This window comes from Pseudomonas sp. OV546 (assembly GCF_900116845.1).
GTDB lineage: Bacteria > Pseudomonadota > Gammaproteobacteria > Pseudomonadales > Pseudomonadaceae > Aquipseudomonas > Aquipseudomonas petroselini.
This window is the reverse complement of sequence record NZ_FPCE01000011.1, coordinates 222,152-248,668: the sequence shown is the minus strand read 5'-3', so window position 1 is coordinate 248,668 and position 26,517 is coordinate 222,152. Positions and strand designations below refer to the sequence as shown.

Annotated in this window: 20 protein-coding genes and 1 pseudogene; 3 read left to right on the top strand and 18 right to left on the bottom strand. The window is 61.3% G+C overall.

The window, feature by feature from the left end; all coding sequences use genetic code 11:
• Positions 1-207: 207 nt before the first annotated feature.
• From BM403_RS23650 to BM403_RS23630, 6 genes and pseudogenes are all read right to left on the bottom strand, one after another.
• A complete protein-coding gene (locus tag BM403_RS23650) occupies positions 208-1,128 on the bottom strand; it encodes a substrate-binding domain-containing protein (RefSeq protein ID WP_012723525.1) in 921 nt (306 codons plus the stop codon).
• Between the two features lie 17 nt (positions 1,129-1,145).
• Positions 1,146-1,901, bottom strand: coding sequence for a methyl-accepting chemotaxis protein (locus BM403_RS32650; RefSeq protein WP_370636462.1), 756 nt, complete (start codon positions 1,899-1,901; stop codon positions 1,146-1,148).
• A gap of 102 nt (positions 1,902-2,003) precedes the next feature.
• Positions 2,004-2,423: pseudogene (locus tag BM403_RS32645) on the bottom strand (HAMP domain-containing protein); the annotation flags it as partial.
• Positions 2,424-3,339: 916 nt separating this feature from the next.
• Positions 3,340-4,590 carry a glycoside hydrolase family 68 protein gene (locus tag BM403_RS23640; protein WP_093545235.1) on the bottom strand — a complete coding sequence of 417 codons (1,251 nt, stop codon included), beginning with the start codon at positions 4,588-4,590 and terminating at the stop codon, positions 3,340-3,342.
• A 251-nt stretch (positions 4,591-4,841) separates the two neighbouring features.
• A complete protein-coding gene (locus tag BM403_RS23635) occupies positions 4,842-5,780 on the bottom strand; it encodes a pectate lyase family protein (RefSeq protein WP_012723522.1) in 939 nt (312 codons plus the stop codon).
• A gap of 243 nt (positions 5,781-6,023) precedes the next feature.
• Complete coding sequence (locus BM403_RS23630) at positions 6,024-7,523, bottom strand: CoA-acylating methylmalonate-semialdehyde dehydrogenase (protein WP_093545232.1); 1,500 nt, start codon at positions 7,521-7,523, stop codon at positions 6,024-6,026.
• 109 nt (positions 7,524-7,632) lie between these two features.
• Here BM403_RS23630 and BM403_RS23625 point away from each other — a divergent pair, with 109 nt between their 5' ends.
• Together BM403_RS23625 and BM403_RS23620 are read left to right on the top strand one after the other, a co-directional pair.
• A complete protein-coding gene (locus BM403_RS23625; RefSeq protein ID WP_093545229.1) occupies positions 7,633-8,574 on the top strand; it encodes a LysR family transcriptional regulator in 942 nt (313 codons plus the stop codon).
• 797 nt (positions 8,575-9,371) lie between these two features.
• On the top strand, positions 9,372-11,054 hold the full coding sequence (locus BM403_RS23620) for an AMP-binding protein (protein ID WP_012723519.1): 1,683 nt from the start codon (positions 9,372-9,374) through the stop codon (positions 11,052-11,054).
• 54 nt (positions 11,055-11,108) lie between these two features.
• Here the strand turns inward: BM403_RS23620 and BM403_RS23615 are convergent, their stop codons facing one another.
• Complete coding sequence (locus BM403_RS23615; RefSeq protein ID WP_093545226.1) at positions 11,109-12,383, bottom strand: glucarate dehydratase family protein; 1,275 nt, start codon at positions 12,381-12,383, stop codon at positions 11,109-11,111.
• Entirely contained in the window at positions 12,380-13,747 is a 1,368-nt protein-coding gene (locus BM403_RS23610) for an MFS transporter (protein ID WP_043206203.1), read from the bottom strand. Before BM403_RS23610 ends, BM403_RS23615 begins: the two co-directional genes overlap by 4 nt.
• 106 nt (positions 13,748-13,853) lie before the next feature.
• Here BM403_RS23610 and BM403_RS23605 point away from each other — a divergent pair, with 106 nt between their 5' ends.
• Entirely contained in the window at positions 13,854-14,756 is a 903-nt protein-coding gene (locus BM403_RS23605) for a LysR family transcriptional regulator (RefSeq protein WP_012723516.1), read from the top strand.
• A gap of 55 nt (positions 14,757-14,811) precedes the next feature.
• Here the strand turns inward: BM403_RS23605 and BM403_RS23600 are convergent, their stop codons facing one another.
• The 10 genes from BM403_RS23600 to BM403_RS23555 all read right to left on the bottom strand — a co-directional run bounded on the left by BM403_RS23600 (position 14,812) and on the right by BM403_RS23555 (position 26,407).
• Complete coding sequence (locus tag BM403_RS23600; RefSeq protein WP_093545223.1) at positions 14,812-16,614, bottom strand: glycosyl hydrolase family 28 protein; 1,803 nt, start codon at positions 16,612-16,614, stop codon at positions 14,812-14,814.
• 40 nt (positions 16,615-16,654) lie between these two features.
• Entirely contained in the window at positions 16,655-17,023 is a 369-nt protein-coding gene (locus BM403_RS23595; RefSeq protein ID WP_093545220.1) for a 5-carboxymethyl-2-hydroxymuconate Delta-isomerase, read from the bottom strand.
• A 91-nt stretch (positions 17,024-17,114) separates the two neighbouring features.
• Positions 17,115-18,026, bottom strand: a complete 912-nt coding sequence (gene kdgD, locus BM403_RS23590; RefSeq protein WP_046035395.1) for a 5-dehydro-4-deoxyglucarate dehydratase — start codon at positions 18,024-18,026, stop codon at positions 17,115-17,117.
• A 201-nt stretch (positions 18,027-18,227) separates the two neighbouring features.
• Positions 18,228-19,004, bottom strand: a complete 777-nt coding sequence (locus BM403_RS23585) for an ABC transporter ATP-binding protein (RefSeq protein WP_046035396.1) — start codon at positions 19,002-19,004, stop codon at positions 18,228-18,230.
• 11 nt (positions 19,005-19,015) lie between these two features.
• Positions 19,016-19,855 (bottom strand): ABC transporter ATP-binding protein, encoded by an 840-nt coding sequence (locus BM403_RS23580; protein WP_012723511.1) that lies wholly within the window; start codon positions 19,853-19,855, stop codon positions 19,016-19,018.
• A gap of 13 nt (positions 19,856-19,868) precedes the next feature.
• Complete coding sequence (locus tag BM403_RS23575; protein ID WP_012723510.1) at positions 19,869-20,786, bottom strand: ABC transporter permease; 918 nt, start codon at positions 20,784-20,786, stop codon at positions 19,869-19,871.
• Between the two features lie 50 nt (positions 20,787-20,836).
• Entirely contained in the window at positions 20,837-22,447 is a 1,611-nt protein-coding gene (locus tag BM403_RS23570) for an ABC transporter substrate-binding protein (protein ID WP_093545217.1), read from the bottom strand.
• 45 nt (positions 22,448-22,492) lie between these two features.
• The gene (locus BM403_RS23565) at positions 22,493-23,530 is read right to left on the bottom strand and encodes an ABC transporter permease (RefSeq protein WP_012723508.1); all 1,038 of its coding nucleotides are present in this window, start codon (positions 23,528-23,530) and stop codon (positions 22,493-22,495) included.
• A gap of 40 nt (positions 23,531-23,570) precedes the next feature.
• Positions 23,571-25,181 (bottom strand): ABC transporter substrate-binding protein, encoded by a 1,611-nt coding sequence (locus BM403_RS23560; RefSeq protein ID WP_093545214.1) that lies wholly within the window; start codon positions 25,179-25,181, stop codon positions 23,571-23,573.
• 71 nt (positions 25,182-25,252) lie between these two features.
• Positions 25,253-26,407: a mandelate racemase family protein gene (locus BM403_RS23555; protein WP_012723506.1), complete on the bottom strand. Its 1,155-nt coding sequence runs from the start codon at positions 26,405-26,407 to the stop codon at positions 25,253-25,255.
• Positions 26,408-26,517 lie beyond the last annotated feature (110 nt).

The window sequence follows — 26,517 nt, the reverse complement described above, 5'->3', positions numbered from 1 at the left end:
TGGACGGGGTATGACCCGCGTCCAAGCCTCAAATGTGTAAACGATGTCCCCGGTTTCAGATGTAAACGATGTCTACGGTTCTACACCCCGATGGCGGCAGATCAGTCAATATCCATTCACCTGACCCAAAGCTATCGGGGAGCAAGTCGAATCGCCCCCCCCTTCCACAGTTGACTGCATTCCAACGTTGGATCGAGGGGGTCAGTCCTATTCAAACGCCTGTCGATTCTCAGGCGTGATCAACTTGAACGGCACCCAGACCACGGTCGATTCCAGCACCTCGCCGCGTACCAGGCGTAGCGCGGTATCCACTGCGCCACCGGCCTGGCCGGCGGCATCCTGAAACACGCTGACCGCCATCTTGCCCTCAGCCATCAATTTCAAACCGTCCGGGGTGCCGTCGATGCCGCCGACCCAATAGTCCTTGGCCTGCTTGCCGGCCTTTTCCAGCCCCATGATCGCGCCGATCGCCATTTCATCGTTATTGGCCGCAATGATCGAAAAATCGACGCCCTGCTTGACCCAGTCAATGACAATCGTGGCAGCTTGGCTACGTTCCCAGTTGCCGACTTTTTTCTGTACAACTTTCATATCGGGGTATTTGGCGACGACTTTCTCCACGTCCTCGGTGCGCATCAAGGAGGATGCGTTGGCCGGGTCGCCTACCAGGATCACCACGTTGCCCTTGTAACCGGCACGGCGCGCCAGCTCTTCCATCTGCAACGTCCCCGACTCCAGCTCGTTGGAGCCGACAAACGCGGTCTGCGCCGGCCACTTTTCCGGGTTCGGATTGCGGTTGACGAATACCAGCGGGATCTTGGCGTCCGAGGCCAGCTGCATCATCTGCGCCGCACTTTTGCCGTCAACCATCGCGACGATGATCGCATCCACCTTGGCGTTGACCAGGTTGCGGAACTGGCGCATCTGCAAATCGACGCTGTCCTGCCCGTTTTCCATAAAGATGTCGACGTTCATGACGCCGGCCTGTTGCTGCACCCCGTTGCGCAGCAGGGTCTGGAAGTTATCGTCGTACTTTGCCATGCCCACACCCAGCAAGGGCGTGGCGGCCTGGGCGGGGCCCGGAATGAGCAGCGTCGCCCCCAAGGCGAGCATTAACCATGTTTTCATGTTCTGACTCCCGCGGCTCAAACGCTGAAATGATGGAGCAGCTCGCGCTGCACTTTGGCCATGTCCGACAGCTCGTGGCTGCTGATGGCCGACTGCTCGGCGCCCTGTGCCGTCTGCTGGGCAGAATCGTTGATCTGGATGACCATCCGACTGGTTTCCTGCACCGTGGCGCTCTGCTCCTCGGTGGCGGCGGCGATCTGAATATTCATGTCGCGGATACTGTCGACCGAGTCGCTCATCGACAGCAGCAAGTCACCAGCGCCCGAGGCCAGGGACACGCATTGGGTGGACTGCGCCTGGCTCTCGTTCATCACGTGCACCACCGAGTGAATCTTTTCCTGCATGAGCCCGATCATGTCCTGGATTTCGCTGGTCGAGGTCTGGGTACGGCTGGCCAGGGAGCGCACTTCATCGGCCACGACCGCAAAACCGCGTCCCTGCTCGCCGGCACGGGCCGCTTCGATCGCCGCATTCAGGGCGAGCAAGTTGGTCTGTTCGGCAATGGTGCGAATGGCAACAACAATGCCCTCGATATTCTGCCCGTACTTCTGCAACTCATCGGTCACCTGCGTGGCCTTGTTCACCTGGTCGGCCTGCTGGCGGATATTGACGATGGTCTCGGCCACGCGCGCCTGCACCTTGTGCGTCAGCTCACTGGTGTCGTCCACGGCCTGGCGGGTGTCCTGCGCGCGCCGGGCCACCTCTTCCACCGTGCTTTCCATCTGCGTCATGGCCGAGGCGGCCGATTGCAAGCGGTCCTTCTGCTCATCCACCACACGGGTGGTCTGCTCGCTGTTCAAGGCGTTGCTCCCGGCGGTCACGGCCAGCGCATCGGCAGAGCCGATCAATTCACGGAAGGTTTTGCGCAGGGCCGTGGTCAGTTCGTTCAGGTAACCGCCCAACTCACCGAACTCGTCTTTACGGCTGACATCGAAACTGACCCGCATGTCCCCCGCAGTGAGCGTCTTGAGCACTTCGCGAAACGCCGCCAGCGGACGCCGCAAGCTGAAGGCGACCCACGTGCCAATCAACACCGCCGCCAGCACCGCCAGCACACACGCGATCAATAGCAAGCTGCGGCTGGTGCCGATGGTGGCATTGGCCGACTGACTGGCCTGGTTAGCGACCTCCAGGGACTGGCTGCCAAACTCGCCAATCCGGTCCAGGGTGGCTTTCAGCGCTGCCTCAACCGCATTGCGTTGTTGCTGCACCTGCGCGGCCAGATTGGCCTCCAACTGATAAGCCTGGAACAGGCCGTCAGCGGCGGTCAGGTCAGTCAGCAGGCGATTGACCATGACGCCGGCAATACGCCCGACCCTGGGGTCAATCGCGGTCAGGGCCTGCGCGCGGGTGCTGATCACCTCGTCTTGCAGGTTGAGCACACGCTGTAATTTATCAATGGCGGGCGTCACGGTGTGGGCCGCGAAGCCCTCGTAGGATTTGTTGACTTCCAACAGCAGTTTTTCCGCTGCGGCCACCTGTTGCGGTTCGCCGACACTGCGCGCATGCGCGATGTAATCCCGCAGGTAGCTGGTCAGCTGCATCGCCTGCGCACTGCTGTAGCCTTGCAGTTTGCGCGTCAGCGCCAACTGCTGCACATGTTGCATGTGGGACGTCATCAACGCCTGCGCCTGTTCGGCGTAGGCCGCTACCTGTTGGCGCTGCTGCGCCAGGTTCGCCCGCAGTGCCTCATGCTCGCCGGTGTAGGCAACGGTGCTGTCGAGCAACTGATTGAACTGGGCGATGCTCTCGGTAAACGGTCGCTTACCGTCCTCGATCTGCTTGGGGTCGGTGCTGATCTGAATGGCCAGCAAGGCCTGGTTGGCGCGCAGGATATGCACGTAGAGTTCACTGGCGGCCCGGCTCAGAGGTGCCGACTGGCCGGTGATAATGGTCAAGCGACTGCTGATGGACTGCGTGTTCTGATAGCTGATCCCCGCCATGATCAGCAATAACAGCACCAACACCGCAAATCCGCCGATCACACGCTGCAATATGGTCATGGCCACCCCTTTTGATTTTTATTCGTTGACCTGAGCGACGACCAGGCGTGCACCTACGAGTCCGGGATCACTCATGATGCTAGTGCCTGTATCGGCTTGGGGGGCTGGGACTTGAGCATCGAACACAGGCTGCTGGTCAAAAAAAAGTGGGAGGGGGCAAGCCCCCTCCCACCTACCTGATGAAATCAGGCTGGGTTTTGCACTGCGATTACTGGCTCAACACCACATCGCGCATCGCCGGGATGTAGCCGTAGTCATAAGCCTCCTGCACAAACGAACGATCGCCCTTCAACACAATCCTGACCGTCGGCGCTTCGGTGCCGCCGATACGGTAGTCATCGCCGGTGGTGGGCACGCTGTCGATAAACGACGTCACCAGGCCATTGGGCATCACGCAGTGGGAGTACGTCTGGAAGGGCTGTGACGGCGGATTGCCGAGCACCAGACCAGAGGCATTCATCAGTGTGTAAGGGCCGAACAGCTGATCACTGACGAACCCATAAACGCCATCCGGCCCCGTCACGCCATCCGCATAGGTGAACTTGTGACTGATGGTGAACAGGTAGTACTTGTTGTCCTGGAACACATAGTGCGGCCGTTCGGTCTGGTCGTTCACGCCAACGGCCGTCACCAGCGGCGGCAAAATCTCCCACTCGTCACCGTTGAGGTCTTTGGCCACCGCGATGCCGATACAGCCGACCTGATAACGCGCACCGCCGACATCTTCATGCCCAGGCGGCACCAGGCCAATTTCATTCGGGCCCACTTCGTGCGTCCCGCGCTCGCCGGCTACGTTGCCTTCGAACACCATGTACAACTTGCCATCTTTTGGATCGATAAAGGGGCTGGGATCGCGAAAGTTCCAGGTCGAATTTTGCGCTTCGGTTTGGTAATAGAGGCCGTCGGCATCAAACAGCGATTTGACCTGATCAAAGCCCTGCAGGGTAACGCCGGTATCCGACGTAACCACTTGGCCCCTGACTTTGGCAATGGTGGCGCCCGGTGTGACGCAGGTGTAGTACAGGTCGATATCACCGTTGTTATTCAGCAGGATCGGTGTGCCTGCCCATTCACGCGTGGTCGGCGATACGCCTTCGGCCATGACACGGCCGCCGAAGATCCAGTCCTTGCCGGTGCGTGAGTACCAGTAGCAGATACGCGCATGGCCATGGCGGTCTTCCCAATCGCGCTTGATGTCGTAACGGCCATCGGCGTTGATGAATTGTGGATCATGGGGGCGACGGTCGGCAGTCAGGGTGAAGATCACTGACCAGCCATTGACCGATACCACCGTGCCATCCAGTTCACGCAAGGGCATGGTGTCCCAGATAAAGACCGTGTCACTCATGACAGGAAAGTCAGGACTCACTAACGGCTGTGTCGTCGTCGGGTCATTCTCATTAACTTTCAGCGCATCGGCCCGTGTCCAGCGAGTGGGTGTGTGATTCGCGTGTTTCATGATGATGTCCTTTTGCTGACGCTTAAGTGACAAGCGAAGATTAAATAGCACATGACAGCCAACAACTTAATAGTGGCTGAAAGAGCAAGAGATAGTTGGCTCTGCAAGTGCGAAACAAGGTTTAACATGGAAGCCTGCCTGTCGCAACATGAAGAATTATTTAGATTACAAAGGCCATCACTGTATTTATATCCTTGATATAAATACAGTGGCACCCGTATTAAATGATCGTTAAGTAGAAAGCTAGCTAATCAACTACCAAAGATCAGGGCTACCGACTGAGCGCCGGCATTCTTCTGGGTAAAGTCCTTGGCTTGTGCGGCGGTCTTCAAGGTATAGCCATAGTTGGAAAGGGCCGTCCATTGCGCTTTAGGCGACTTCTGGTTGGTGATCGGCGGGACACTGTTGGTATCGGTGAACGTGCCAGTGCCTTTGTCGTCCAACATGCCTTTATTTTGGCTGCCTTCGCCAAAGTAGTTACTTTCAGAAAGGATATTGGCGTTTTGTGCCAGGGTAAAACCGAGGTGGAAGTTATTGATGTAGTTGTTGTACACATGAAAATAACCGTAACGCATCAAGCCAGGCGCACGCACTTCCATGTTGTCGAAGCGGTTATGGCACAGCGTCAGGCGCGGGTAACCATTGAACTCTGCTTTATTGTCATCCGCCGGGTGGCCGAAGATCAGGCCATACTTGTGACTGCCAAAGAAGCAGTTGCTGATGGTGGCATAATCGGCCTTTTCACCGATATACAGCAGTTTATCTTCACTGCCGTCAGTGGTGGACCAGCTGTGCCCGACGAAAGAGCAATGGTCAATCCAATACTTGCTGCCGTAGTTCAAGTACACCTGAATATCGTCATTGGCCTTGATACTTGCCGAATGCTTGAAGATAAGATTCTGCAGAATAATGTTCTGCGACTGCGCCGTTGCACGCAGGTGAATATTCTCCAGGGTGCGGTTCTGGAACGAACCAATCAGGGTCTTGTTGGCGCCCATGTTGACTTTGGTCAGGCTCGACGCCGAGATATTACTGTTGATCACCAGTACCCGTGGGGTGGTATCGCCGATATTGGCCTTGAGTTGATCAAGTGTGGTGATACTGACCACAGGGCCGGACCAGCCACCTGTCACTTTTGCCGCTTGGGCGAAACCGATCAAACCGGTGAGTTTGCTTTCTGGATAAGACATGAGTTCCCTCTCTATCAATAAAAATGGCTCGATAAGACGAGCCTGTGCATCAAGTTAATCCGTTAACTTGCACACAGTGTTTGGCAGGACTGAGGTTGCCGGGTGTTGGTCGATCAGCGCTTAAACACTGTGTTTATGTACAGTATTCTTGATTCGCTGCATCGTCAACCCTTACGCAGCCAAAAAAAATGTGGGAGGGGGCAAGCCCCCTCCCACAGTTGCCCTGCTGTGTTCTTTTGGCCGTTACTTGGACACAGGCATCGCAAACTCCGCGCCCTGCTCAATGCTCTCCGACCAGCGCTGCATGATCGATTTCTGCTTGGTGTAGAAGCGCACGCCCTCAGTGCCGTAGGCATGCATGTCGCCAAACAGGCTCTTCTTCCAGCCACCAAACCCGTGCCACGCCATCGGCACCGGAATCGGTACGTTGATGCCGACCATCCCCACTTCGATCCGGCGTGCAAACTCGCGGGCGATGTTGCCATCGCGGGTGAAGCAGCTGACGCCGTTGCCGAATTCGTGGTCGTTGACCAGCTTGATCGCTTCGCCGAAGTCATTCACGCGCACGCAGGCCAGCACCGGGCCGAAGATTTCTTCGCGGTAGATGCTCATCTCTTTGGTCACATGGTCGAACAACGTCGCGCCGAGCCAGAAACCGTTTTCCAGGCCCGCTTCGGTGGGCACGTAGTCACGCCCGTCGAGCAGCAATTGCGCGCCGGCCTGCACGCCTTGTTCGATGTAGCCGCTGATGCGCTCCAGCGCCGCACGGGAAACAATCGGGCCCATCTCGGCTTTCAAATCGCGACCGTCGGTGATGCGCAGTTGTTTGGCGCGCTCAGTCAGGGCGGCGACGACTTTGTCACCCACATCGCCCACCAATACCGCCACCGAGATGGCCATGCAGCGTTCGCCCGCACTGCCGTAGGCGGCGCCCATCAGGGCGTCGACGGTTTTTTCGATATCGGCGTCGGGCATCACCACCATGTGGTTTTTCGCGCCGCCCAGGCCTTGCACGCGCTTACCGTTGCGCGCGCCGGTCTCGTAGATGTACTGGGCAATCGGCGTGGAGCCGACAAAGCTCACGGCCTTGACGTCCGGGTGTTCGATCAGTGCGTCCACCGATTCCTTGTCGCCCTGCACCACGTTGAACACGCCTTTGGGCAAGCCGGCTTCACGCAGCAGTTCGGCCATGAACAACGACGCGCTCGGGTCGGTCGGGCTTGGCTTGAGGATGAAGGTGTTGCCCGCCGCGATGGCGATCGGGTACATCCACATCGGTACCATCACCGGGAAGTTGAACGGCGTAACACCGGCCACCACGCCCAGCGGCTGGCGCATCGTCCAGTTGTCCATGCCACGGGAGACCTGATCGGAATGCTCGCCCTTGAGCAGGTTAGGAATGCCGCAGGCAAATTCGAGGATGTCGATGCCACGGTCGACTTCGCCCTGGGCATCGGTGAAGACCTTGCCGTGTTCGGCGACGATGATGCGCGCCAGGTCGTCCTTGCGCTCGCGCAACAGATGCAGGTATTCGAACAACACACGGGCGCGGCGGATCGGCGGCGTATCGGCCCAACCGGCGAAAGCGGCCTGGGCAGCAGCGACGGCTTCGGCAACGGTCTGGCGGCTGGCCAAGGCGACACGGCCGGTTTTTTCGCCGTTGGCCGGGTTGTAGACGTCCTGATAGCGATCATCGCGGCTCACGCGCTGGTCGTTGATGTAGTGCTCGATTGTCGTTGTCATGGCAGTAGATCCCAGGTGGGTAGCGTTGGGACACACGATAGACTTTCGGTTTGTTCCAAACCAGAGCAGAATCCAGAACTTATTGTCCATACATGCGAACAATAGACCCATGGAAAAATCCGAGATCGAAGGCCTGTGGACTCATATCCACTGGCTCTCCGTGCTGGAGGAACAAGGCACCTACACCGCCGCTGCCGCGCGTCTTGGCGTGAGCAAGTCGGCCGTCAGCCAGCGTATTTCCGACCTGGAAAAAGCCACCGGCACACGGCTGGTGACGCGAACAACGCGCAGTGTGCGGCTGACCGATGCGGGGCTGTCGTTGACGCGAGAGGTGCGCAGCGCCTATGAACAGATCGCCCGCAGCTTCTCGTCGGTGCGCGACTCGGCCGGGGAGATTCGCGGGCTGGTGCGCCTCACCGCACCCGTGGCGTTCGCCCGCCAGCAACTGGTGCCGCACCTGTCGGAGTTCTTGCAACAGTACCCGCAGGTGCGTATTCAACTCGACGTGTCGGACGCCCTGAGTTCATTGGCCGCCGAGGGCTACGACCTGGCCGTGCGCCACGGCTTCCAGGTCCCGGAAACCCATGTGGCCTGGAAACTGTGCGACACCGGCTCGGTGCTGGTCGCCACTCGGGATTACCTGCAACGCCACGGCGAGCCACGCGAGCCCGGCGACTTATCGGCCCACAACTGCCTGTTCTACCCACGCGGCACCGACCAGCCCGCGTGGACCTTCGAGCGCGGCAGCAAAAACGTCGAGCGCCTCACCGTGCCCATCGCCGGCAGCTTCGCCACCAATAACAGCGAGGCCTTGCGCGACTCGGCGCTCAACCACCTGGGCATCGCCCTGCTCCCGGACTTCAGCGCCCATGCCGCCCTGGCCAGCGGCACGCTGGTGCAGGTGCTCAACGACTGGACGCTCAAGGGCGCGTTTGCCGATGAGATCTACCTGATCCGCCCTTACTCGCCCCATGTGCCGAAGTCAGTGAGTGCATTGGTCAGCTATTTGAAGGAGAAATTGTCAGGCGGGTTTCGATACACCGGCGGTTAATCACTGCTAGGTGTTGGGGCTGCTTCGCAGCCCAGCGCGGGGCAAGCCCGCTCACTACAACAGCTCTAGCTGGGCATGGGACGGGCAACAGCCTATAAGCACCTGGAGCAACTCAAGGGCTGACCTGCCATTGTGGTTTCGGAAGCCCTTGTGGTGAGCGGGCTTGCCCCGCGCTGGGGCGCGAAGCGGCCCTGATCCAGTCAGCGCATTTTTTCAGGTGAACATCACTGCTGGTGTTGGGGCTGCTTCGCAGCCCAGCGCGGGGCAAGCCCGCTCACTACAACAGCTCTAGCTGGGCATGGGGCGGGCGACAGCCTATAAGCACCTGAAGCAACTCAAGGGCTGACCTCCTATTGAGGTTTCGGAAGCGCTTGTGGTGAGCGGGCTTGCCCCGCGCTGGGGCGCGAAGCGGCCCTGATCCAGTCAGCGCATTTTTTCAGACAAACATCACGGCTAGGTTGTGGAGCGGCAGACGATCTACAAGCACCTGAAAGCACTCAAGGACTGACCTCCTATTGAGGTTTCGGAAGCTCTTGTGGTGAGCGGGCTTGCCCCGCGCTGGGGTGCGAAGCAGCCCTGATCCAGTCAGCGCATTTTTTCAGGTAAACATCACGGCTAGTGTTGGGGCTGCTTCGCACCCCAGCACGGGGCAAGCTCGCTCACTACACCCATCACTTTTTTGCACAACGCTCGGGTATTTTTGGGCGTTCTGCTCTGATTTATGCGTGCCTATACTCGGTCCAGCCTCTCGGCCCAGCCGAGGGGCAGTCCCACAACAATAATTAAGGACAGCCACCATGACCCAGCCCTTCCTGGCCGCTCGGGATTTCCTGCTCGCTCACCGCACCGACTACGCCACTGCCGTACGGGATTTCCGTTGGCCGCAACTGGGCGAATTCAACTGGGCCCTGGACTATTTCGACGCCATGGCCGAGGGCAATCCGGCCAATGCGCTGTGGATCGTCGAAGAAGACGGCAGCGAGCAGCGTTACAGCTTCCAGCAGCTGGCCGCGCGCGCTAACCAGGTGGCCAATCACCTGCGCGCCCTCGGCGTGCGGCGTGGTGATCGCGTGCTGTTGATGCTCGGCAATGATGTGGCACTGTGGGAAACCATGCTCGCCGCGTTCAAGCTCGGGGCGGTGGTCATCCCCGCCACGGCCCTGCTGAACGCTGATGACCTGCGCGACCGGATCGAGCGCGGGCAGGTGCGTCACTTGGTGGTCGGCGAGGCGCATGTCAGCAAGTTCGCCGGCCTGGCAGACGGTTGCAGCCGCATCTGCGTGGGTTCGGCGCCTGCCGGCTGGGTCGCGCACAGCGCCGCCTTTGCATACCCCGAACACTTCGAGGCCGAAGGCCGCACCCTGGCCACCGACCCGATGCTGCTGTATTTCACCTCCGGCACCACGTCGAAGCCGAAGATGGTGCTGCACAGCCACCAGAGCTACCCGGTGGGGCACCTGTCGACCATGTACTGGATCGGCCTGCAACCGGGCGACCTGCACCTGAATATCTCGTCGCCAGGCTGGGCCAAGCATGCGTGGAGCTGCCTGTTCGCGCCGTGGAATGCCGGCGCGTGCATCTTTATCCATAACGTCGCGCGTTTCAGCGCACCCACCCTGCTCAGCACATTGGAACGCTACGGCGTGACCAGCCTGTGCGCGCCGCCCACGGTGTGGCGCATGTTGATCCAGGAAGACCTGGCCAGCTACAAGCCGCGCCTCAGCCTGCGCGAATTGGTCGGCGCCGGCGAGCCGCTGAACCCGGAAATCATCGAACAGATCCAGCAGGCCTGGGGCTTGCCGCTGCGCGATGGTTTTGGCCAGTCGGAAACCACCGCGCTGGTGGGCAACACCCCTGGCCAGTTGCTCAAGCCCGGTTCCATGGGCCGCCCGTTGCCGGGCTATCAAGTGGCCTTGCTCGATCCCGACGGCAACCCCGGCACTGAGGGCGAAGTCGCCCTGCCCCTGGACGTGCGCCCGCTCGGCCTGATGCTGTGCTACGAAGACAGCCCGGAAAAAACCGCCGAGGTCATGCGTGACGGCTACTACCGCACCGGCGACACCGCGCAAATCGACGCCGACGGCTACATCACCTTCGTGGGCCGCGCGGATGATGTGTTCAAGGCTTCCGACTACCGCATCAGCCCTTTCGAACTGGAGAGCGCGCTGATCGAACACCCGGCGGTGATGGAAGTTGCCGTAGTGCCCAGCCCCGATCCCTTGCGCCTGGCGGTGCCCAAGGCGTTCCTGATATTGGCCCACGACGCCCCCGGCAGCGCCGAACTGGCCCGGCACATCCTGGCCTTCGCCCGTGAGCATTTGGCGCCTTACAAGCGGGTGCGGCGTATCGAGTTCGTCAGTGAACTGCCCAAGACCATCTCCGGCAAGATCCGCCGGGTGGAACTGCGCCAGATGGAGGTGCTGCGCCGCCAGAGCAATACACGCGGCGAGCAGGAACATTTCGAGGAAGATTTTGGCTGAAAAAAAGCCCGGCGACCTCACAAGGCATCGCCGGGCAACGTGAAGCGACCAGCTTCAGAAACGCGGTTTGACGGTCTTCCAATCCGGTTGGTAACGCTGCATCTGTTTCACGTCATCGCGCTGGCGGATGCCGCAACTCAGGTACTGGTCATGCAGCTTGCCCAGTTGATCATGATCAAGTTCAAGGCCCAGCCCGGGCGCGCGGGTGAGCGTCACACAGCCATCGACAATCGGCACTTTGCCGCCCTTGATCACCTCCTCGTCCGGTTCCTGCCAGGGGTAATGGGTGTCGCAGGCGTAATCGAGGTTGGGGACCGACGCGGCCACATGCGCCATCGCCATCAGGCTGATGCCCAAGTGTGAGTTGGAGTGCATCGACACGCCCAGGCCGAAGGTCTGGCACATTTTCGCCAACGCTTGAGTGTCGCGCAGGCCACCCCAGTAGTGATGGTCGGCGAGTACGATCTGCACGCTGTCCTGGGCCACGCTGCGGCGGAACTCGTCAAAGTCGGTGACCACCATATTGGTCGCCAGGGGCAAGCCCGTACGTGTGTGCAGTTCGGCCATGCCCTCCAGGCCTGGGGTTGGGTCTTCGTAATACTGCAGGTCATCGCCGAGCAGTTCAGCCATGCGAATCGAGGTCTGCAGCGACCAGTTGCCATTCGGGTCAATGCGCAGCGGCACGCCGGGGAAAGCCTTTTTAAGCGCCTTGATGCAGCGCACTTCATGTTCCGGCTCCAGGGCTCCGGCCTTGAGCTTGATGCTTTTGAAGCCATAGGCTTCGATCATCCGCCGGGCCTGGGCGACGATCTGCTCTTCGTTGAGCGCTTCGCCCCAGCTATCGGGCTTGTAGGGAGAGTCGATGTGTTCGGCGTACTTGAAAAACAAGTAGGCACTGAACGGGATCCGGTCACGGATCGCCCCACCGAGCAAGTCCACCAGCGGCACGTTCAAGGCGTGGGCCTGGAGGTCGAGCAAGGCCACTTCGAACGCCGAATAGGCATTGCTCACCGCCTTGCTGGCATGGGAGCCCGGCGCCAGTTCCGCGCCGCTGAGGCTCGCGGGTTTGTGCGCGGCCACCGTGGCCTGGACGATAGCGCGCAGCCCATTGAGGTTGAAGGGGTCCAGGCCGATCAGTTGCGGCTGCACCAGCTGCTGGATCGCCAGCGCCGGGGCATCGCCGTAGCTTTCGCCGAGGCCGATATAGCCGGTGTCGCTCTCGACTTCGATGATCGAGCGCAGTGCGTAGGCTTCGTGGATACCGCTGGCGTTGAGCAACGGTGGGTCGCGAAAGGCGATAGGTGTGACGGTAACGCGGACGATTTTCAAGAGGCGGCTCCCTGTGGGCCTGGACGCAAGGCGTGTGGGTGAGTAGTCGGTGTGGACGTAGGCGGCACTGCGCCGCGCGGTGCGGTACGGGCAAAAAACACCACCACCGCCGCCACCAGCGATGTGGCGGCCAGGCCATACAGCCCGCCTTCGATGGAGCCGGTGGTCTGCTCCAGCAAACCGAAGGTGGTGGGTGCGACGAAGCCGCCCAGGTTGCCGACCGAATTGATCAAGGCAATCACCGCCGCCGCGATCCGCGCATCCAGATAACCCTGGGGGATCGGCCAGAACAAGGCAGACGCGGCCTTGAAGCCAATCGCGGCAAAACAGATGGCGATAAAGGCAAACACCGGTCCGCCGGTGGTGGACATGAACATGCCGAAGGCGGCGATCACCAGCATCAGCGCAACCCACGCCTGCTGATGTTTCCACTTGCTGGCCAGCGCGGCGAACGCGTACATGGCGACGATGGAAATCAGCCACGGAATCGAGTTGAACAGGCCCACCTGGAAGTCGCCCAAATCGCCCATTTTCTTGATCATGCTGGGCAGCCAGAAGGTGGCGCCGTAAATGGTCAGGGCAATGGAAAAGTAGATAAAGCAGAACAGCGCGATCTGTTTGTCCGCCAGCAACTTGAACATCGACGGCCGGGTGACCTGGGACGCCTCACGGGCCTGCTGTTCAAGGTCGATGGCGCTGACCAGCGCCTGTTTTTCTTCGTCGCTGAGCCACTTCGCCTGATGCGGATGGGATTGCAGCCAGAACCACACAAACCCGCAGAGCAGGATGGAAGCAAAGCCCTCAATCAGGAACATCCACTGCCAGCCATGCAGGCTCAAGCCGTTGACGTGCAACAGCGCCCCCGACACCGGCCCGGAAATCACCGAGGCAATCGCCGAACCACTGAGGAAAATCGCCATCGCCTTGCCACGCTCGGCCGCCGGCAGCCATTGGGTGAAGTAGTAGATGATGCCGGGGAAAAACCCGGCTTCGGCAGCGCCAAGGACAAAGCGCAGGATATAGAAACTGGTTTCACCTTTGACGAAGGCCATGGCCATCGCGGCCGCGCCCCAGGTGAACATGATGCGCGTCAGCCAGGCCCGTGCGCCGTAGCGCTGCAACAGCAGGTTGGAGGGCACTTCGAAGATCGCGTAGCCAATGAAGAACAACCCGGCACCCAGGCCATAGGCTGCCGCACCAATGCCCAGGTCGGTCTCCAAATGGCTGCGCACAAAGCCGATATTGACCCGGTCGATGTAGTTGACGATGAACATCACCACAAACAACGGCAGGACATGACGCTTGACCTTGGCGGCCGCGCGGGCGAGCACGCTAGGGTCTGGCGGATTCTGGAGGGTATCCAAGGGCAACTCCCACTCATTATTGTTTTAGGGACGCTTGAAGCATGGACGCCAGAGATTGTTCCCGTCTAATCTAACTTGGCATTCGATTGATACCAGGATTAGATCAATGTTCGAGCTGACTCAACTGCGCTGCTTCACCACCGTGGCCACCGAGCTGAATTTTCGGCGCGCGGCCGAACGCCTGAACATGACCCAGCCGCCCCTCAGCCGGCAGATCCAATTGCTTGAGCATCACTTGGGGGTCGAGTTGTTTACCCGCACCACTCGCAGCGTGGCACTCACCGCCGCCGGCCGGGCGTTTTTCATCGAGGCGCAGAACCTGCTGGAGCGCGCCCAGCAAGCGGCCGTCACCGCGCGCCGCTTCGCCGAGGGCGATATCGGTACGGTGAACATCAGCTTCGTCGGCAGTGCGGTGTATGAGTTTTTGCCCAGGGTCATCGCCGAGGCGCGGCTCAAGCAGCCCCACGTCAAGATCGACCTGGCGGAAATGAACACCTACCAGCAATACGAAGCCCTGCGCGCCCGCCGCATCGACCTGGGTATCGTGCGCGCGCCGTTGCTGGAGCCGGGGTATGCCACCGAATGCCTGGTGCGCGAACCCTTCGTGCTGGCGGTGCCGAGCAGCCACCGGCTGGCCAATACCGAGACGGTCAGCGTGCACGACCTGGACGCCCAGCCCTTCCTGATGTACGCCCACTCCGCCTACCCGCCGTTCAACGAACTGCTGACCGGCCTGTTGCGCTCGGCCCGCGTTGCGCCGGAGTATGTGCAGTGGCTGGGCTCATCCCTGACCATCCTGGCGTTGGTCAACGCCGGCATGGGCCTGGCGCTGGTGCCGCGTTGCGCCAGCAGCGTGGTGTTCAAGAACGTGGTGTTCCGCGATATAGACCTGGGCGAAGGGGCACAGAGCGAGCTGCACTTGATCTGGCGCGAGAACAATGACAACCCGGCGTTCGCGATGTTGCTGGACGGGATTCGCAACGCCGTGCGCGACGGCTGGGCAGACTGACTGCGCACGCCCGACGCCCCGGTGCTGCACGCGTCGGGCAAGGGCAGTCACCGGGTCAACGCGGCGGCGGCTGCACAGCCTCAAACACCAACCCATGGCTGTCACTCACCTGCCATGGATTGGCAGACCCAGTCTGGCTGAATACCACGTGGTCGAAGCGCGAGTCTTTCAACCCGTCAATGCGCGCCTTGGCCGCGCCACTGAACCGCACGCGCTCGAACACCAGGCCCTGATGATAGGCATTGTGCTGGGCGTCGCCCTTGACTTCGATCGCAGCGCCCTGGGCATTCTCGACGCTGACATCACTGACGCGGATGTCCTTGAACTGCCCTGCCACCGTCGAGCGTTGGTAGTCGAGCTTGGCGTTCGGGTCGTTGTAATCCAGGGTAAAAATGAACGCCTGCTTGACGGTGTTGCGGATCGCCGAGTCGCGAAATATCACGTTGCGCGCGCCGCCGCCCATGAAGTTAGTGCTCTTCATGCGCAACCCGGCATCGGTGCCGTCGGACACGTTGTCTTCGGCCAGGATGTTCTGGATCCAGGCGCCGGTGTGGCTGCCGGCAACCACCATGCCATGGCCCTTACGGAAGTAGTTATTGAAGATCCACGCGTCCTCCTGCGGCCGTTGGTGCACCGCGTCGGCCCCGGTGCCGGCGGCAAAATTGACGCAGTCATCGCCGGTGTCGAAGAAGTTATTGAACACCATCGCGCCCTTGCTGTTGGCGAACTCGATGCCGTCACCGTTGTTGGCGTCATACGTGGTGTGAGTGGTGTTGGCCAGCACCACGTTTTCGGTCTCCAAGTTCATGATGCCGTGGAACGCTGGGTTCAATACGGTAAAGCCACCGTAAAACACGTTTTTCACGTTGCGCAGGGTGATCAACGAAGAGCGCATCTGCCCGTAGGCGTCCTTGACGTTCATGCCCCGCGCCACCGCTTGCTCCACTTGAGCCTTGGCCAGCAGGCCATCCTGCAGGTAGCGCGTGTTGTCGCTGGGGACATAGAACGGCAGGGTTTGCCCGCGCTCGTCGCGTATATCAGCGTTGCGCTTCCAGCCGTTGCCGTCGAGGGTGCCCTTGCCGACGATGCGGATGTTCTCGAACGCTTGGTGCTGACGCGGATCGCGCGGCAGTGCGTTGATCAGCGAGGCCGGGCGCACGGTGCTGGAATACGGGTATTGGATGTACCCCGCGAGCGGGTAATCCTCGGCTCGCTCGGAACCCAGCAGGGTCGCGCCGTCGGCGATCTCCAGGGTCATGTTGCTCTTGAGGTAGAGCGCCCCGCTTTTGTAGGTGCCTTTGGGCAGCAACACTTTGCCGCCCACCGTGCAGGCATCAATAGCGCGCTGGATCGCCAGGGTGTCGAGATGAATACCGTCGCCCTTGGCACCATAGTGCTTCACGTCGAACACCACCGGGACCGGCGTGGTGCGTTGCAGCACGGCGGCACTGTCGGCCGACTCCTTGCCGCTGCTGTCGACGGAGCGCACGGTAAACCGGTACGGGGTGTCCGGCTTCAGGCCTTGGGCGGTGTAACTGTGAATGCCGATGCGATGGTGAAAGTTCGCCCGGTCCTGTTGGTAGAAATGGTCAATGTAGGGTTTGGCCGGCGACACCTGGTCGTTGTTGGCGTTGGCGCTGCCCAGTAAGGCGCCGTTGGCGTAGACCCGGTAGTCCTTGATGCCGTCGTGCGCGAGGGGTTTTTCCCAGACCAGGATGATCTGCTGGTCGTCATAGGCCAGGGTCGGCACTTGCAGCTTGGACGGTACCTGCAGCGCCCATGACAGCGGACTGCAACCGAGGGCCGCGATGGCCAGCAGCCAACGGGTCGAGGTTTTTTGCGAGGGTTGATGCGGCATGTTGTTCTCCTTGTTTTTGCCGGTTATCACACCGAGGGCGCTAAGCCTGCCGCCCGGCTTCTTCGAGGTATTGACTGCGATTGACGAAGGTCTCGTGGGGCATTTCCCGCACATCCATGGACAGCGCTTCAACCTGCGGCAGCACTTCGATCAGGGCGCCCAGTGTCGCCGAAGCGAGGCTGCGTTGCTGCTCGGCGCTGCGCCCGGCGAACAGGTACAGCGCCACATGCACAAAGTCGTCTTGCGTCGCGCCGCAGCGGTAATGGGTGAAGCCGTTGAGTCGCACTTTGATGTCGCCCGGTTTGAATAGGCCGAAGCTGTCGAGGGCATCGTGCACGGTGGCCAATAGGGTGTGTTCGCCGATGCGCTGGGCCAAGGTGGCAGGGCAATCGATGATGCAATGGGGCATTGTGGATCCTCATGGTGGACTGTGGACGCCGTCGAGCTTCAGTGATGCAAGCGGGGCTCGACAGCGCCCACAGTTGAGCCTCGCAGTGGCTTTACTGGGCGCCGAGGGCCTTGATCAGCACGTCGAGTTGCTCCACTTCTTCAGGCAACAGGTCGGTCAGCGGCGCGCGCACCGGGCCGGCGTCGTGGCCGACCAGGCGTGCGCCGGCCTTGACGATGCTCACGCCGTAGCCTTCACAGCGGTTACGGATGGCCAGGTACGGCAGGAAGAAATCATCGATCAAGCGCCCCACCGTGGCGTGATCGTCGGCAGCGACGGCGCGGTAGAAATCCATGGCGGTTTTCGGGATGAAGTTGAACACCGCCGAGGAGTACACCGGCACGCCGAGGGCCTTGTAGGCCGCCGCGTAGACTTCGGCGGTCGGCAGCCCACCGAGGTAGGTCAGGCGATCACCCAGGCGGCGACGGATCGACACCATCGACTCGACCTCGCCAATGCCATCCTTGAAGCCGATCAGGTTAGGGCAGCGCTCGGCCAATTGCTCCAGGCTGTCGGCGTTGAGGCGGCACAGGTTGCGGTTGTACACCACTACGCCGAAATCCACCGAGTTGCACACCTGCTCAACGTGGGCCACCAAGCCTTTCTGGCTGGCTTCGGTCAGGTAGTGGGGCATCAGCAGAATCCCGGCGGCGCCCAGGCGCTCAGCTTCCTGGGCATAGGCGATGGCCTGGCGGGTCGGGCCCCCTGCCCCGGCAAGGATCGGCACCTGGCCTTTGCAGGTGTCGACGGCCGTCTTGATGATCTGTGTGTATTCCTTGGCTTCCAGGGAGAAAAATTCCCCGGTGCCGCCGGCGGCGAACAGCGCGCTGGCGCCGTACGGCGCCAGCCATTCCAGGCGGCGGGCATAGGTGTCGGCGCGGAAGTCACCGGCCGCGTCAAAGTCAGTAACAGGGAACGACAGCAAGCCGGAAGACAGGACTGTTTTTAGTTCTTGTGGCGTCATGGTTCGCAAACCTCAGATCGAAAATGAAGGGATACCTTAAGAGGTACGTCATCGTACAACTATACAAATACTTAAGCCAACGAGATATTTCACTTAACGGTAATTTTCGGCAATCATCAATAAAACATGCCAATTAATGCCGGACGCACAGAAGTACGCCCAGCAACTCAATGATCATGTTGTACGATGACTTTGCTTTTACTAACTGGCTTGACGCCGCTCGGACGCCTGGCTGAAGTCTCGACTGGCCTGCACCAGCATCCGCGTATAGTCGTGTGCCGCCAGGTCCTGGCTCAGGCCCTGACTGTCGAGGAGTTCGACAATCCGCCCCTGCTGCATCACCGCTACGCGGTCGCACAGGTGCGTCACCACCCCCAGGTCGTGCGTCACCATCAGGTAGGTCAGCTTCTCCTGCGCGCGCAGGTCGGTGAGCAGGTTGAGGATTTCGGCTTGCACGGAAACGTCCAAGGCCGAGGTCGGCTCATCCAGCAACAACACGCGAGGCTCAAGGATCAGCGCCCTGGCGATGGCCACGCGCTGACGCTGGCCGCCGGACAATTGATGCGGGTAACGGAAGCGGAAGCTGTCATTCAGGCCGACCTTGCGCAGGATCTCGTCGATCCGGTCGTCCTTGTCCCCTACCCCATGGATAATCAACGGCTCACGCAAGGCGGTATCGATGGTGTGCCGCGGGTGCAAGGAGCCGTAGGGGTCCTGGAAGACCATCTGCACTTTGCGAAAATGCGCCTTGGGAATCTTGTGTTGCAGCGGTGCGCCGGCAATGCTCAGTTCACCGCTCCACTGCCGGTATTGCCCGGCCAGGCAGCGCAGCACGGTGGTCTTGCCCGAACCGGACTCCCCCACCAGGCCAAAGGATTCGCCGTCGGCAACACTGAGGCTGACATCGTGCAGCACTTGATTGAGACTCGCGCCGGTGCCGAAACTCAGGTTGAGCGCGTGGGCTTGGATCATGGGCATGGTCAGGTTCCTCAGTGGGTCAGCCAAAGCGGGTCGCGCTGGAGCACCGGCAGGTGCACGCGGCGGTTGTCCATGCTTGGCAATGCGGCCAGCAGGCCACGGGTGTAGGGATGTTCGGCGTATTGCAGGTCGCACGCCGCCAGGGATTCCACCACGCGTCCGGCGTACATCACTAGCACGCGGTCGCAGTAGTTGCGGACCAGGTTGAGGTCGTGGCTGACGAAGATCAGGCCCATCTGCTGCTGCTCCACCAACTCCTCCAGCACGCTCAGCACTTGCTGGCGCACCGAGACGTCGAGGGCCGAGGTGGGTTCATCGGCAATGATCACCTCCGGGCGGGTGATGACCATCATCGCGATCATGATGCGCTGCCCCATGCCGCCCGAGACTTCGTGGGGGTAGAGGTTGTAGACCCGCTTTGGATCGCGGATATGCACCTGCTCCAGCATCTGCATGACCCGCTCACGGGCCTCGCTGCGACTGGCCTTGTGGTGGGCCAGGTAGGCTTCGGCGATCTGGTCGCCCACCTTGACCACCGGGTTCAACGAATACTTGGGGTCTTGCATGATCATCGAGATGCGCTGGCCACGAATCTTCTGCATGGCTTTTTCGCTGGCCGAGAGCAGGTCGACCTCACCAAACGCCATGGCCTTGGCGCTGATCCTCGCGCTCGGCGGGTGCAGCTTGAGCAGGCTGCGGCCGACCGTGGATTTGCCCGAACCGGACTCGCCGACGATCGCCAGCTTTTCGCGGCCCAGGGCAAACGACACATCGCGCACGGCATGGGTTTCTTTCTGGCCGTTGAAGAAGCGCACGTTGAGCCCTTCGACGTTCAATTTGATGGCGGACATAGGTGTGGCTCCGTTATTCGCTACGCGGATCAAGAATGTCCCGCAGGCCGTCGCCCAACAGGTTGAATGCCAGGCTGACCAACATGATCGCCGCCCCCGGCACGGCGACCAGCCACCAGCACTCGAGCATGTAGCGGCGCCCGGTGGAAATCATCGCGCCCCACTCGGGCAGCGGCGCCTGCGCGCCCAGGCCGAGGAAGCCCAGGGCTGCCGCCGTGAGGATGATCCCGGCCATGTTCATGGTCAGGCGGATGATCACCGACGACAGGCACATCGGCACGATATGGCGCAGGATAATCCGCGCCGGCGACGCCCCTTGCAGCTCCACGGCCACAACGAAATCGGCATTGCGCAGTGACAGGGTTTCCGCCCGCGCCAGGCGTGCGATGGGCGGCCAGGAGGTCAACGCAATCGCCACCACGGCGTGTTCCAGGCCAGGGCCGAGAGCGGCGATAAACGCCAGGGCCAACACCAGGCTGGGGAAGGAAATGAAGATGTCGGTCAGGCGCATGAACACCGTATCCACGGCGCCGCCGAAGTACCCCGACACGGTGCCGATAAACAGGCCGATGGGGCCGACGATCACCGTTACCAACGCAATGATGTACAAGGTGATGCGCGAGCCGTAGACCAGCCGGCTGAAAATGTCCCGGCCATATTCATCGGTGCCGAACCAATGTGCTGCGCCCGGCGCCTGCAAGGCGTTGGCGAGGTTCTGCGCGACCGGATCATGCGTAGCGATCCACGGCGCGAACGCCGCCACCACGATCAGCAGCAACGCCACCAGCAGGCCGGCCAGGGTCATGGGGTTACGCAACAGGTGGCGCAAAATCCGCACGCCGCTCTTGCACAAGGCATCGAAGCTGGAGCCGGGCGTACGCTCGGCCCGCCGCTTCAGGGTGGAATCAATCGAAGACAGGTTGGCATTCATCAGCATGTTCTCTGTGTGAATTCAGGAATGCCGGGCGTACCCGGCCCGACTCAGCGCGCCTTGTAGACACCCAGGTAGCGGGTGGCCTCGGCGTCGTCACCGCTGAAGCCCTTGACGTCGGCGGCGCTGACCACGGTGTCGGTCATTTGCGAGATCATCAGGATCGGCCCGACCTGTTGGTCATAGAGGGTCTGCGCCTGGTGATACAGGCTGATGCGCTGCGCCGCGTCACGCGTCACGCCGGCCTTGTCGATCAGGCTGTTGAGCGGCGGGCTGAAGAACGAGGAGCGCCAGCCCTGGAAGTTGGGCAAACCGGCGTCGTCACTGTTGTTGGGGTTATAGGCGAACGTGCGCAGGCTGAAATACGGATGGGGATAACGCTCAGCCCCACGCGCCACAATGATCTCGAAATTGCGCGCACGCATCGCGCCGTAGACCTGGTTGCCGGTGCCGGTGACGATGCTCGCCTTGATCCCGCCTTCGGCCAATGTCGCTTGCAGGCGCGCGGCGATATCAATGAACGGCGGCTCCGACAGCGTGCGGATAGTGGTCGTGAACCCCTCGGGATACCCCGCCTCGGCAAGCAGCTTTTTCGCCTTCGGCACATCCATGTGATAGCCCGGATCCGGCAAACGCGCCGCCAACCCCAACTGCATCGGCTGCTGATTGAGCGTGCCGTAATACGGCATCACCTGCTCATCCAGGCCCTTGTAGTCGATCAAGTTGCGCACCGCTTCACGCACCTGGGGCTTGGCGAACTCGGGTTGCTTCATGCTCATGGCAACGTAGTACATCGTGCCGCGCGGCAATGACTGCACCTGGATCTTGTCCGAGCCGTCGATGGCGCGAATGTCCGGTGCGGCCATGCCATACGCCAGGTCGAGGTCGCCGCGCTCAAGCATCAGGCGCAGCGACTGGGACTCGGTCATATGCCGCACCACCACGCGCTTGAGCTTGGCCGCCCCGCCCCAGTAGCCGTCGAATCGGGTCAGCAACAGCGAGTCGTTGGCGCTCCATTTGGTCAGCACGAAGGGGCCGCTGCCCGCTTCGTTGGTCACCAGCCAACCGGCCCCCAGGTCACCGTTTTTCTCGTGGGCCAGGGCGGTCTTGCGGTCCACCACCACGGCGCTCGGCGAGATGGCCAGCGAGTCCACCAGCAACAGCGGGTCCATGGTCTGCGGCAGGTCGATGACCAGCGTGTGGGCATCCGTGGCGCGGATCAGCGACTGAATATTCTCAACGCTGTAACCGTAGGCTTTCCAGGTGGTGGCCAGGCCGAAATTGAGTTTCATCACCCGGTACAGCGACCAGGCCACATCCTCGGCGGTCAGCGGGTTGCCGGAGTGGAACTTCACGTCCTGGCGCAGATGAAAGGTCACTTGCTTGCCGTCTTCGCTGATGTCCCAGCGTTCGGCCAGTTGCGGCAGGTGCTTTTCCGGGTTGCCCTGGTCGCGCTTGATCAGTGTGTCGTAGAGGTTGGCGTTGACCCCTGAGGCGTCGAGGCCGGGCGCGTTGGCCGGGTCGATGGAGAACAGGTTGACCATGCTCATGCCCACGATCAGTTGATCGGCCGGGGTCTTGGCCTGGGCCAGGGTCATCGGGCCCAGCGCCAGTGCGGCCGCCAGCAGGCTCAGGCGCAGTGTTGAAAATGCAGTCGTCATTGAAAGAATCCTTCTTTTTATAGTTTTATCGGTACTGCGAAGCGCTTAACGGGTGCGCGGGTCGAACACTTTGTAGAGGGCATCGCTGATCAGGTTGAGCGCGACAAAGATCAAGCCGATCACCAGCACGCACCCCATCACCGCGTTCATGTCCCCCAGCATCAGGCTGCTGGTGAGGTACTGGCCAAAACCGGGCCAGGCAAACACGGTCTCGATCAGCACGGCGCCTTCGAGCAGCGAGCCGTAGGCCAGGGCCACCACCGTCAGCAATTGCACGAGGATGTTGCGAAAAGCGTGGCCCCACACCACCTGGCGCCGGGACAAGCCTTTGACGCGAGCGGTGATGATGTACTCCTGAGACAGCTGCTCCAGCATGAAGCTGCGGGTCATGCGGCTGATGTAAGCGACCGAATTCAGCCCCAGGATCAGCGCCGGCAGCACGATATGGCGCAAGGCGCTGGTAAAGGCCTCCCAGTCGCGGGCGAGCGCCGTGTCGATCAGCAACAGGCCGGTCACGTCGGGCACCATGCCGTCGTACGCCAGGTCGATGCGCCCTGCCCCGCCGGCCCAACCGAGCCAGGCGTAGAACACCAGCAAGCCCATCATGCCCAGCCAGAAAATCGGCGTGGAATAGCCGAACAAGGTGATGACCCGCGCCACATGATCGCCCATGCGCCCCTGGTTACTGGCGGCACACACGCCCAGCGGCAGGCCGATGACGATGCCGAACAGGATCGCCAGGGTCGCCAGTTCGATGGTCGCGGGGAACACCCGGCGGATGTCATCCAGTACCGGGTGGCCGGTCAACAGTGCGTTGCCGAAGTTACCGTGCAACAGGTCGTTGAGGTACAGGCCGAACTGAGTCCAGATCGGCTTATCCAGCCCCATGGCCCGGTACACCTGGTCGTAGGTGGAGCTGTCGGCGTCCGGCCCGACCACGGCCAGCACGGGGTCGAGCGGCATGACCCGGCCGATGATGAACGTCAGCGCCAGCAGGCCGAGCAAGGTCACCAGCACCGTACCGGCACGCCGGGCCGTGTTGGACGCGCGAGCGCCCATTACCGAGGCAGTCATAACAAACATGGGAAGCTCCTGTGCAGTCGGCATCCGAGGATGCGCGGCCTTAGCGCGTCTTGTAGACGTCCTTGTAGCGGGTAGTGGCGGCCGTGTGCCCCTGGAAATCCGTCACGTCGCTGTAGACCAGCACGGTGTCGGTCATCTGGGATACCGGCAGGATCGCGCCCACTTGCTCGTCGAGCAGTTGCTGGACCCGCCGGTACTGGGCCAGTTGCTTGGCGCCATCGGGCTCGACCTCGGCACGTTCGATCAACTGGTTCAACTCGGGGCTGTAGAACGAGGTGCGCCAGCCTTGGAAGTTGCTCAGTTTGGCTTCGTCACGGTTGTCCGGGTTGTACACCAGGGTACGCAAGCTGGAATGCGGGTGGCGCTCGGCCCCGCCGCCGCCGCGGCCGACGATGATGTCGAAGCTGCGCTCACGCATCGCGCCGTAGATCTGGTTGCCGGTGCCGGTGATGATGCTGGCTTCGATCCCGGCCTGGGCCAAGGTCGATTGCAGGTTGGAAGCGATATTGATGAACGGCGGCTCGGCCAGCACGCGAATGGTGGTCTTGAAACCGTTGGGGTAGCCGGCCTGCGCCAGGAGCGCCTTGGCTTCCTCGACGTTCAGGCGATAGCCCGGGTCCGGCAGGCGCGCCGCCAGGCCCAGCGGCAGTGGGCGCTGGTTGATCAGGCCGTAGTGCGGCATCACCGTCTGGTTGATGCCCTGGTAATCGATCAGCGAACGCACGGCTTTGCGCACGCGGGCGTCGGCGAACATCGGCTGCTTCACGCTCAACGCCACGTAATACAAGGTGCCGCGCTGCAGGGTCTGGGTGCGTACCTTGGGGTTACCCTGCAAGGCCTGGATATCGGGTGCGGACATGCCTTTGGCGATGTCCAGGTCGCCGCGCTCGATCATCAGGCGCAACGACTGGGACTCGGTCATGTTGCGCATGACGATCCGCTTGAGTTTGGCCGGGCCACCCCAGTAGCCGTCGAAACGGGTCATCAGGATCACGTCGTTGGCGCGCCAGTCGTTGAGCACGAACGCGCCGCTGCCGGCCGCGTGGGTGACCAGCCAGGCGGCGCCCATGTCGTTGTTTTTCTGGTGTTCGAGCACGGTTTTACGGTCGAGGATAAACGCACTGGGCGACGTCGCCAGGGTGTTGAGCACCAGCTGCGGGTCGGTCGGGCGTGGCAGTTCGATCACGAAGGTGTTGGGGTCGGTGGCGCGCATGTAGCGCTCGACATTGTCGGCGCTGAAGCCATAGGCCTTCCAGGTGGAAGCCAGCGCCAGGTTCAGCTTGAGCACCCGCTGCAATGACCAAGCGACATCATCGGCACTCAGCGGGTTGCCGGATTGGAATTTCACATCGGTGCGCAGGTTAAAGGTGAGGGTCTTGCGGTCATCGCTGACCTGCCAACGCTCGGCCAGTGCCGGCACCAATTGGTCGGGCCTGGCCACGTCCTGCACCAGCAACATGTCATAGAGATTGGCATTGATCTCCGACACATCCAGCCCGGTGGCCGCGGCCGGATCCAGCGACAGCAGATTGATCATGCTCATGCCGACGATCAACTGATCAGCCGGGGTCTTGGCCTGCACCACAGGGACTGCGCCAACCACCAGGGTCGCCGCCAGCACCCGCGCCCACAGCGAAGGAAGAATGCTCATAGTAAAACGCCTTTCTTATATTTATAGGGCTCGTGGGTGTCCCGGCCGTGGCCGGGAGACCTCAGTTCACATCAAAAGCGGTTAAGCGTGTTGGCCTCGACAAATTCGAAATCAATGTCTTCGCCCAGGCCCGGCAAATCGGACAAGTGCACAAACCCATCGCTGTCCATCGGGTCGACCAGGCGCTTGAGGTAGGCCGGTACTTCGTCGTAATCCAAATACGGGTGCAGCAACCCACGCTCGTACCAGGTGCAGTTTTTGATCGCACCGACCACGGCCAGGTTGGCCGCGCCATTGCCGTGAATTTCACAATCCATCCCGAACGATTCGGCCATGTGCGCCACCTTCAGGCACGGGCCGATACCGCCGACGCCGGCGACCCCGGCACGCAGGATGTCGCACACATCATTCTTCACCCAGCTGGCGCGGCTCAAGTGTTTGCCGGCCAGGGTTTCCGGGCCCAGTACCGGGATGTCCAACTGGCCCGCCAACCAGGCATAGGATTCGGCGGAGTCTTCCATCATCGGTTCTTCGAACCAGGCGAAATCGAGCTTCTGCAGCTCGCGGCCGATATACAGGGCGTCGGTTCGGTTGTACCAGTGATAGCCGTCGAGCATCAGCGCGATATCCGGACCCACCGCCTCGCGCACCGCCGCGCAGGCTTTGACGTCAATGCGCGGGCTCGGGGCAAAGGACACAGGCGGCATCCAGGTGTGCAACTTGATCGCCTTATAACCGCGCTTGACCAGGGTCTCGGCAAACCGCCCATAGTCGTCGGGCGTGGCCAGGCCACCGGGCAATTCATCCCCGCACATGGTCGAGCCGTAGGCCGGAACCTTGTCACGAAAACCGCCGATCAGTTTGTGCACCGGCACGCCCAGCTTGCGCCCGGCCCAATCCCACAAGGCCTGCTCCACCAAGGCCAGCGCGCGGTCGGTCAACTGGCTGGCACTGCCGCGCTGCCAGTGTGCGAGGTCGTGCCAGATTTTTTCTCGATCAAAAGCGTTCTGCCCGACCAGCACCTTGCGCACAAACCCATCGAGCACATAAGGGCGGATCAATTCCGGCGGCCCGAACGCGTAACCCTCGGTACCCTCCTCGGTCTGGATACGCAACAGGGCCATCTTGGCCTGGGCGACTTCGCCGGGATGGGCGTGGCCGGCACTGTCTACTGCGCGGCGAGTCGGGTAGGAAAACACCTGGACGTTGACTGCGGTAATTCTCATGGACGTCTTTAGCCTTCTTATTGAATTTGTGACAGGAGCGTCGCCTGCTGAGAATGATCATATGTCATCGTACAACATTTGAAAAGCCAACCACTCCGCGCCGCAAATCT

Coding starts and splice junctions, on each gene's coding strand:
- BM403_RS23575 (WP_012723510.1), bottom strand. CDS start 20,786: ATGAATGCCAACCTGTCTTCGATTGATTCCACCCTGAAGCGGCGGGCC.
- BM403_RS23625 (WP_093545229.1), top strand. CDS start 7,633: ATGGAAAAATCCGAGATCGAAGGCCTGTGGACTCATATCCACTGGCTC.
- BM403_RS23555 (WP_012723506.1), bottom strand. CDS start 26,407: ATGAGAATTACCGCAGTCAACGTCCAGGTGTTTTCCTACCCGACTCGC.
- BM403_RS23565 (WP_012723508.1), bottom strand. CDS start 23,530: ATGTTTGTTATGACTGCCTCGGTAATGGGCGCTCGCGCGTCCAACACG.
- BM403_RS23640 (WP_093545235.1), bottom strand. CDS start 4,590: ATGAAACACGCGAATCACACACCCACTCGCTGGACACGGGCCGATGCG.
- BM403_RS23560 (WP_093545214.1), bottom strand. CDS start 25,181: ATGAGCATTCTTCCTTCGCTGTGGGCGCGGGTGCTGGCGGCGACCCTG.
- BM403_RS23600 (WP_093545223.1), bottom strand. CDS start 16,614: ATGCCGCATCAACCCTCGCAAAAAACCTCGACCCGTTGGCTGCTGGCC.
- BM403_RS23635 (WP_012723522.1), bottom strand. CDS start 5,780: ATGTCTTATCCAGAAAGCAAACTCACCGGTTTGATCGGTTTCGCCCAA.
- BM403_RS23605 (WP_012723516.1), top strand. CDS start 13,854: ATGTTCGAGCTGACTCAACTGCGCTGCTTCACCACCGTGGCCACCGAG.
- BM403_RS23570 (WP_093545217.1), bottom strand. CDS start 22,447: ATGACGACTGCATTTTCAACACTGCGCCTGAGCCTGCTGGCGGCCGCA.
- BM403_RS23595 (WP_093545220.1), bottom strand. CDS start 17,023: ATGCCCCATTGCATCATCGATTGCCCTGCCACCTTGGCCCAGCGCATC.
- BM403_RS23630 (WP_093545232.1), bottom strand. CDS start 7,523: ATGACAACGACAATCGAGCACTACATCAACGACCAGCGCGTGAGCCGC.
- kdgD (WP_046035395.1), bottom strand. CDS start 18,026: ATGACGCCACAAGAACTAAAAACAGTCCTGTCTTCCGGCTTGCTGTCG.
- BM403_RS23650 (WP_012723525.1), bottom strand. CDS start 1,128: ATGAAAACATGGTTAATGCTCGCCTTGGGGGCGACGCTGCTCATTCCG.
- BM403_RS23620 (WP_012723519.1), top strand. CDS start 9,372: ATGACCCAGCCCTTCCTGGCCGCTCGGGATTTCCTGCTCGCTCACCGC.
- BM403_RS23585 (WP_046035396.1), bottom strand. CDS start 19,004: ATGCCCATGATCCAAGCCCACGCGCTCAACCTGAGTTTCGGCACCGGC.
- BM403_RS23580 (WP_012723511.1), bottom strand. CDS start 19,855: ATGTCCGCCATCAAATTGAACGTCGAAGGGCTCAACGTGCGCTTCTTC.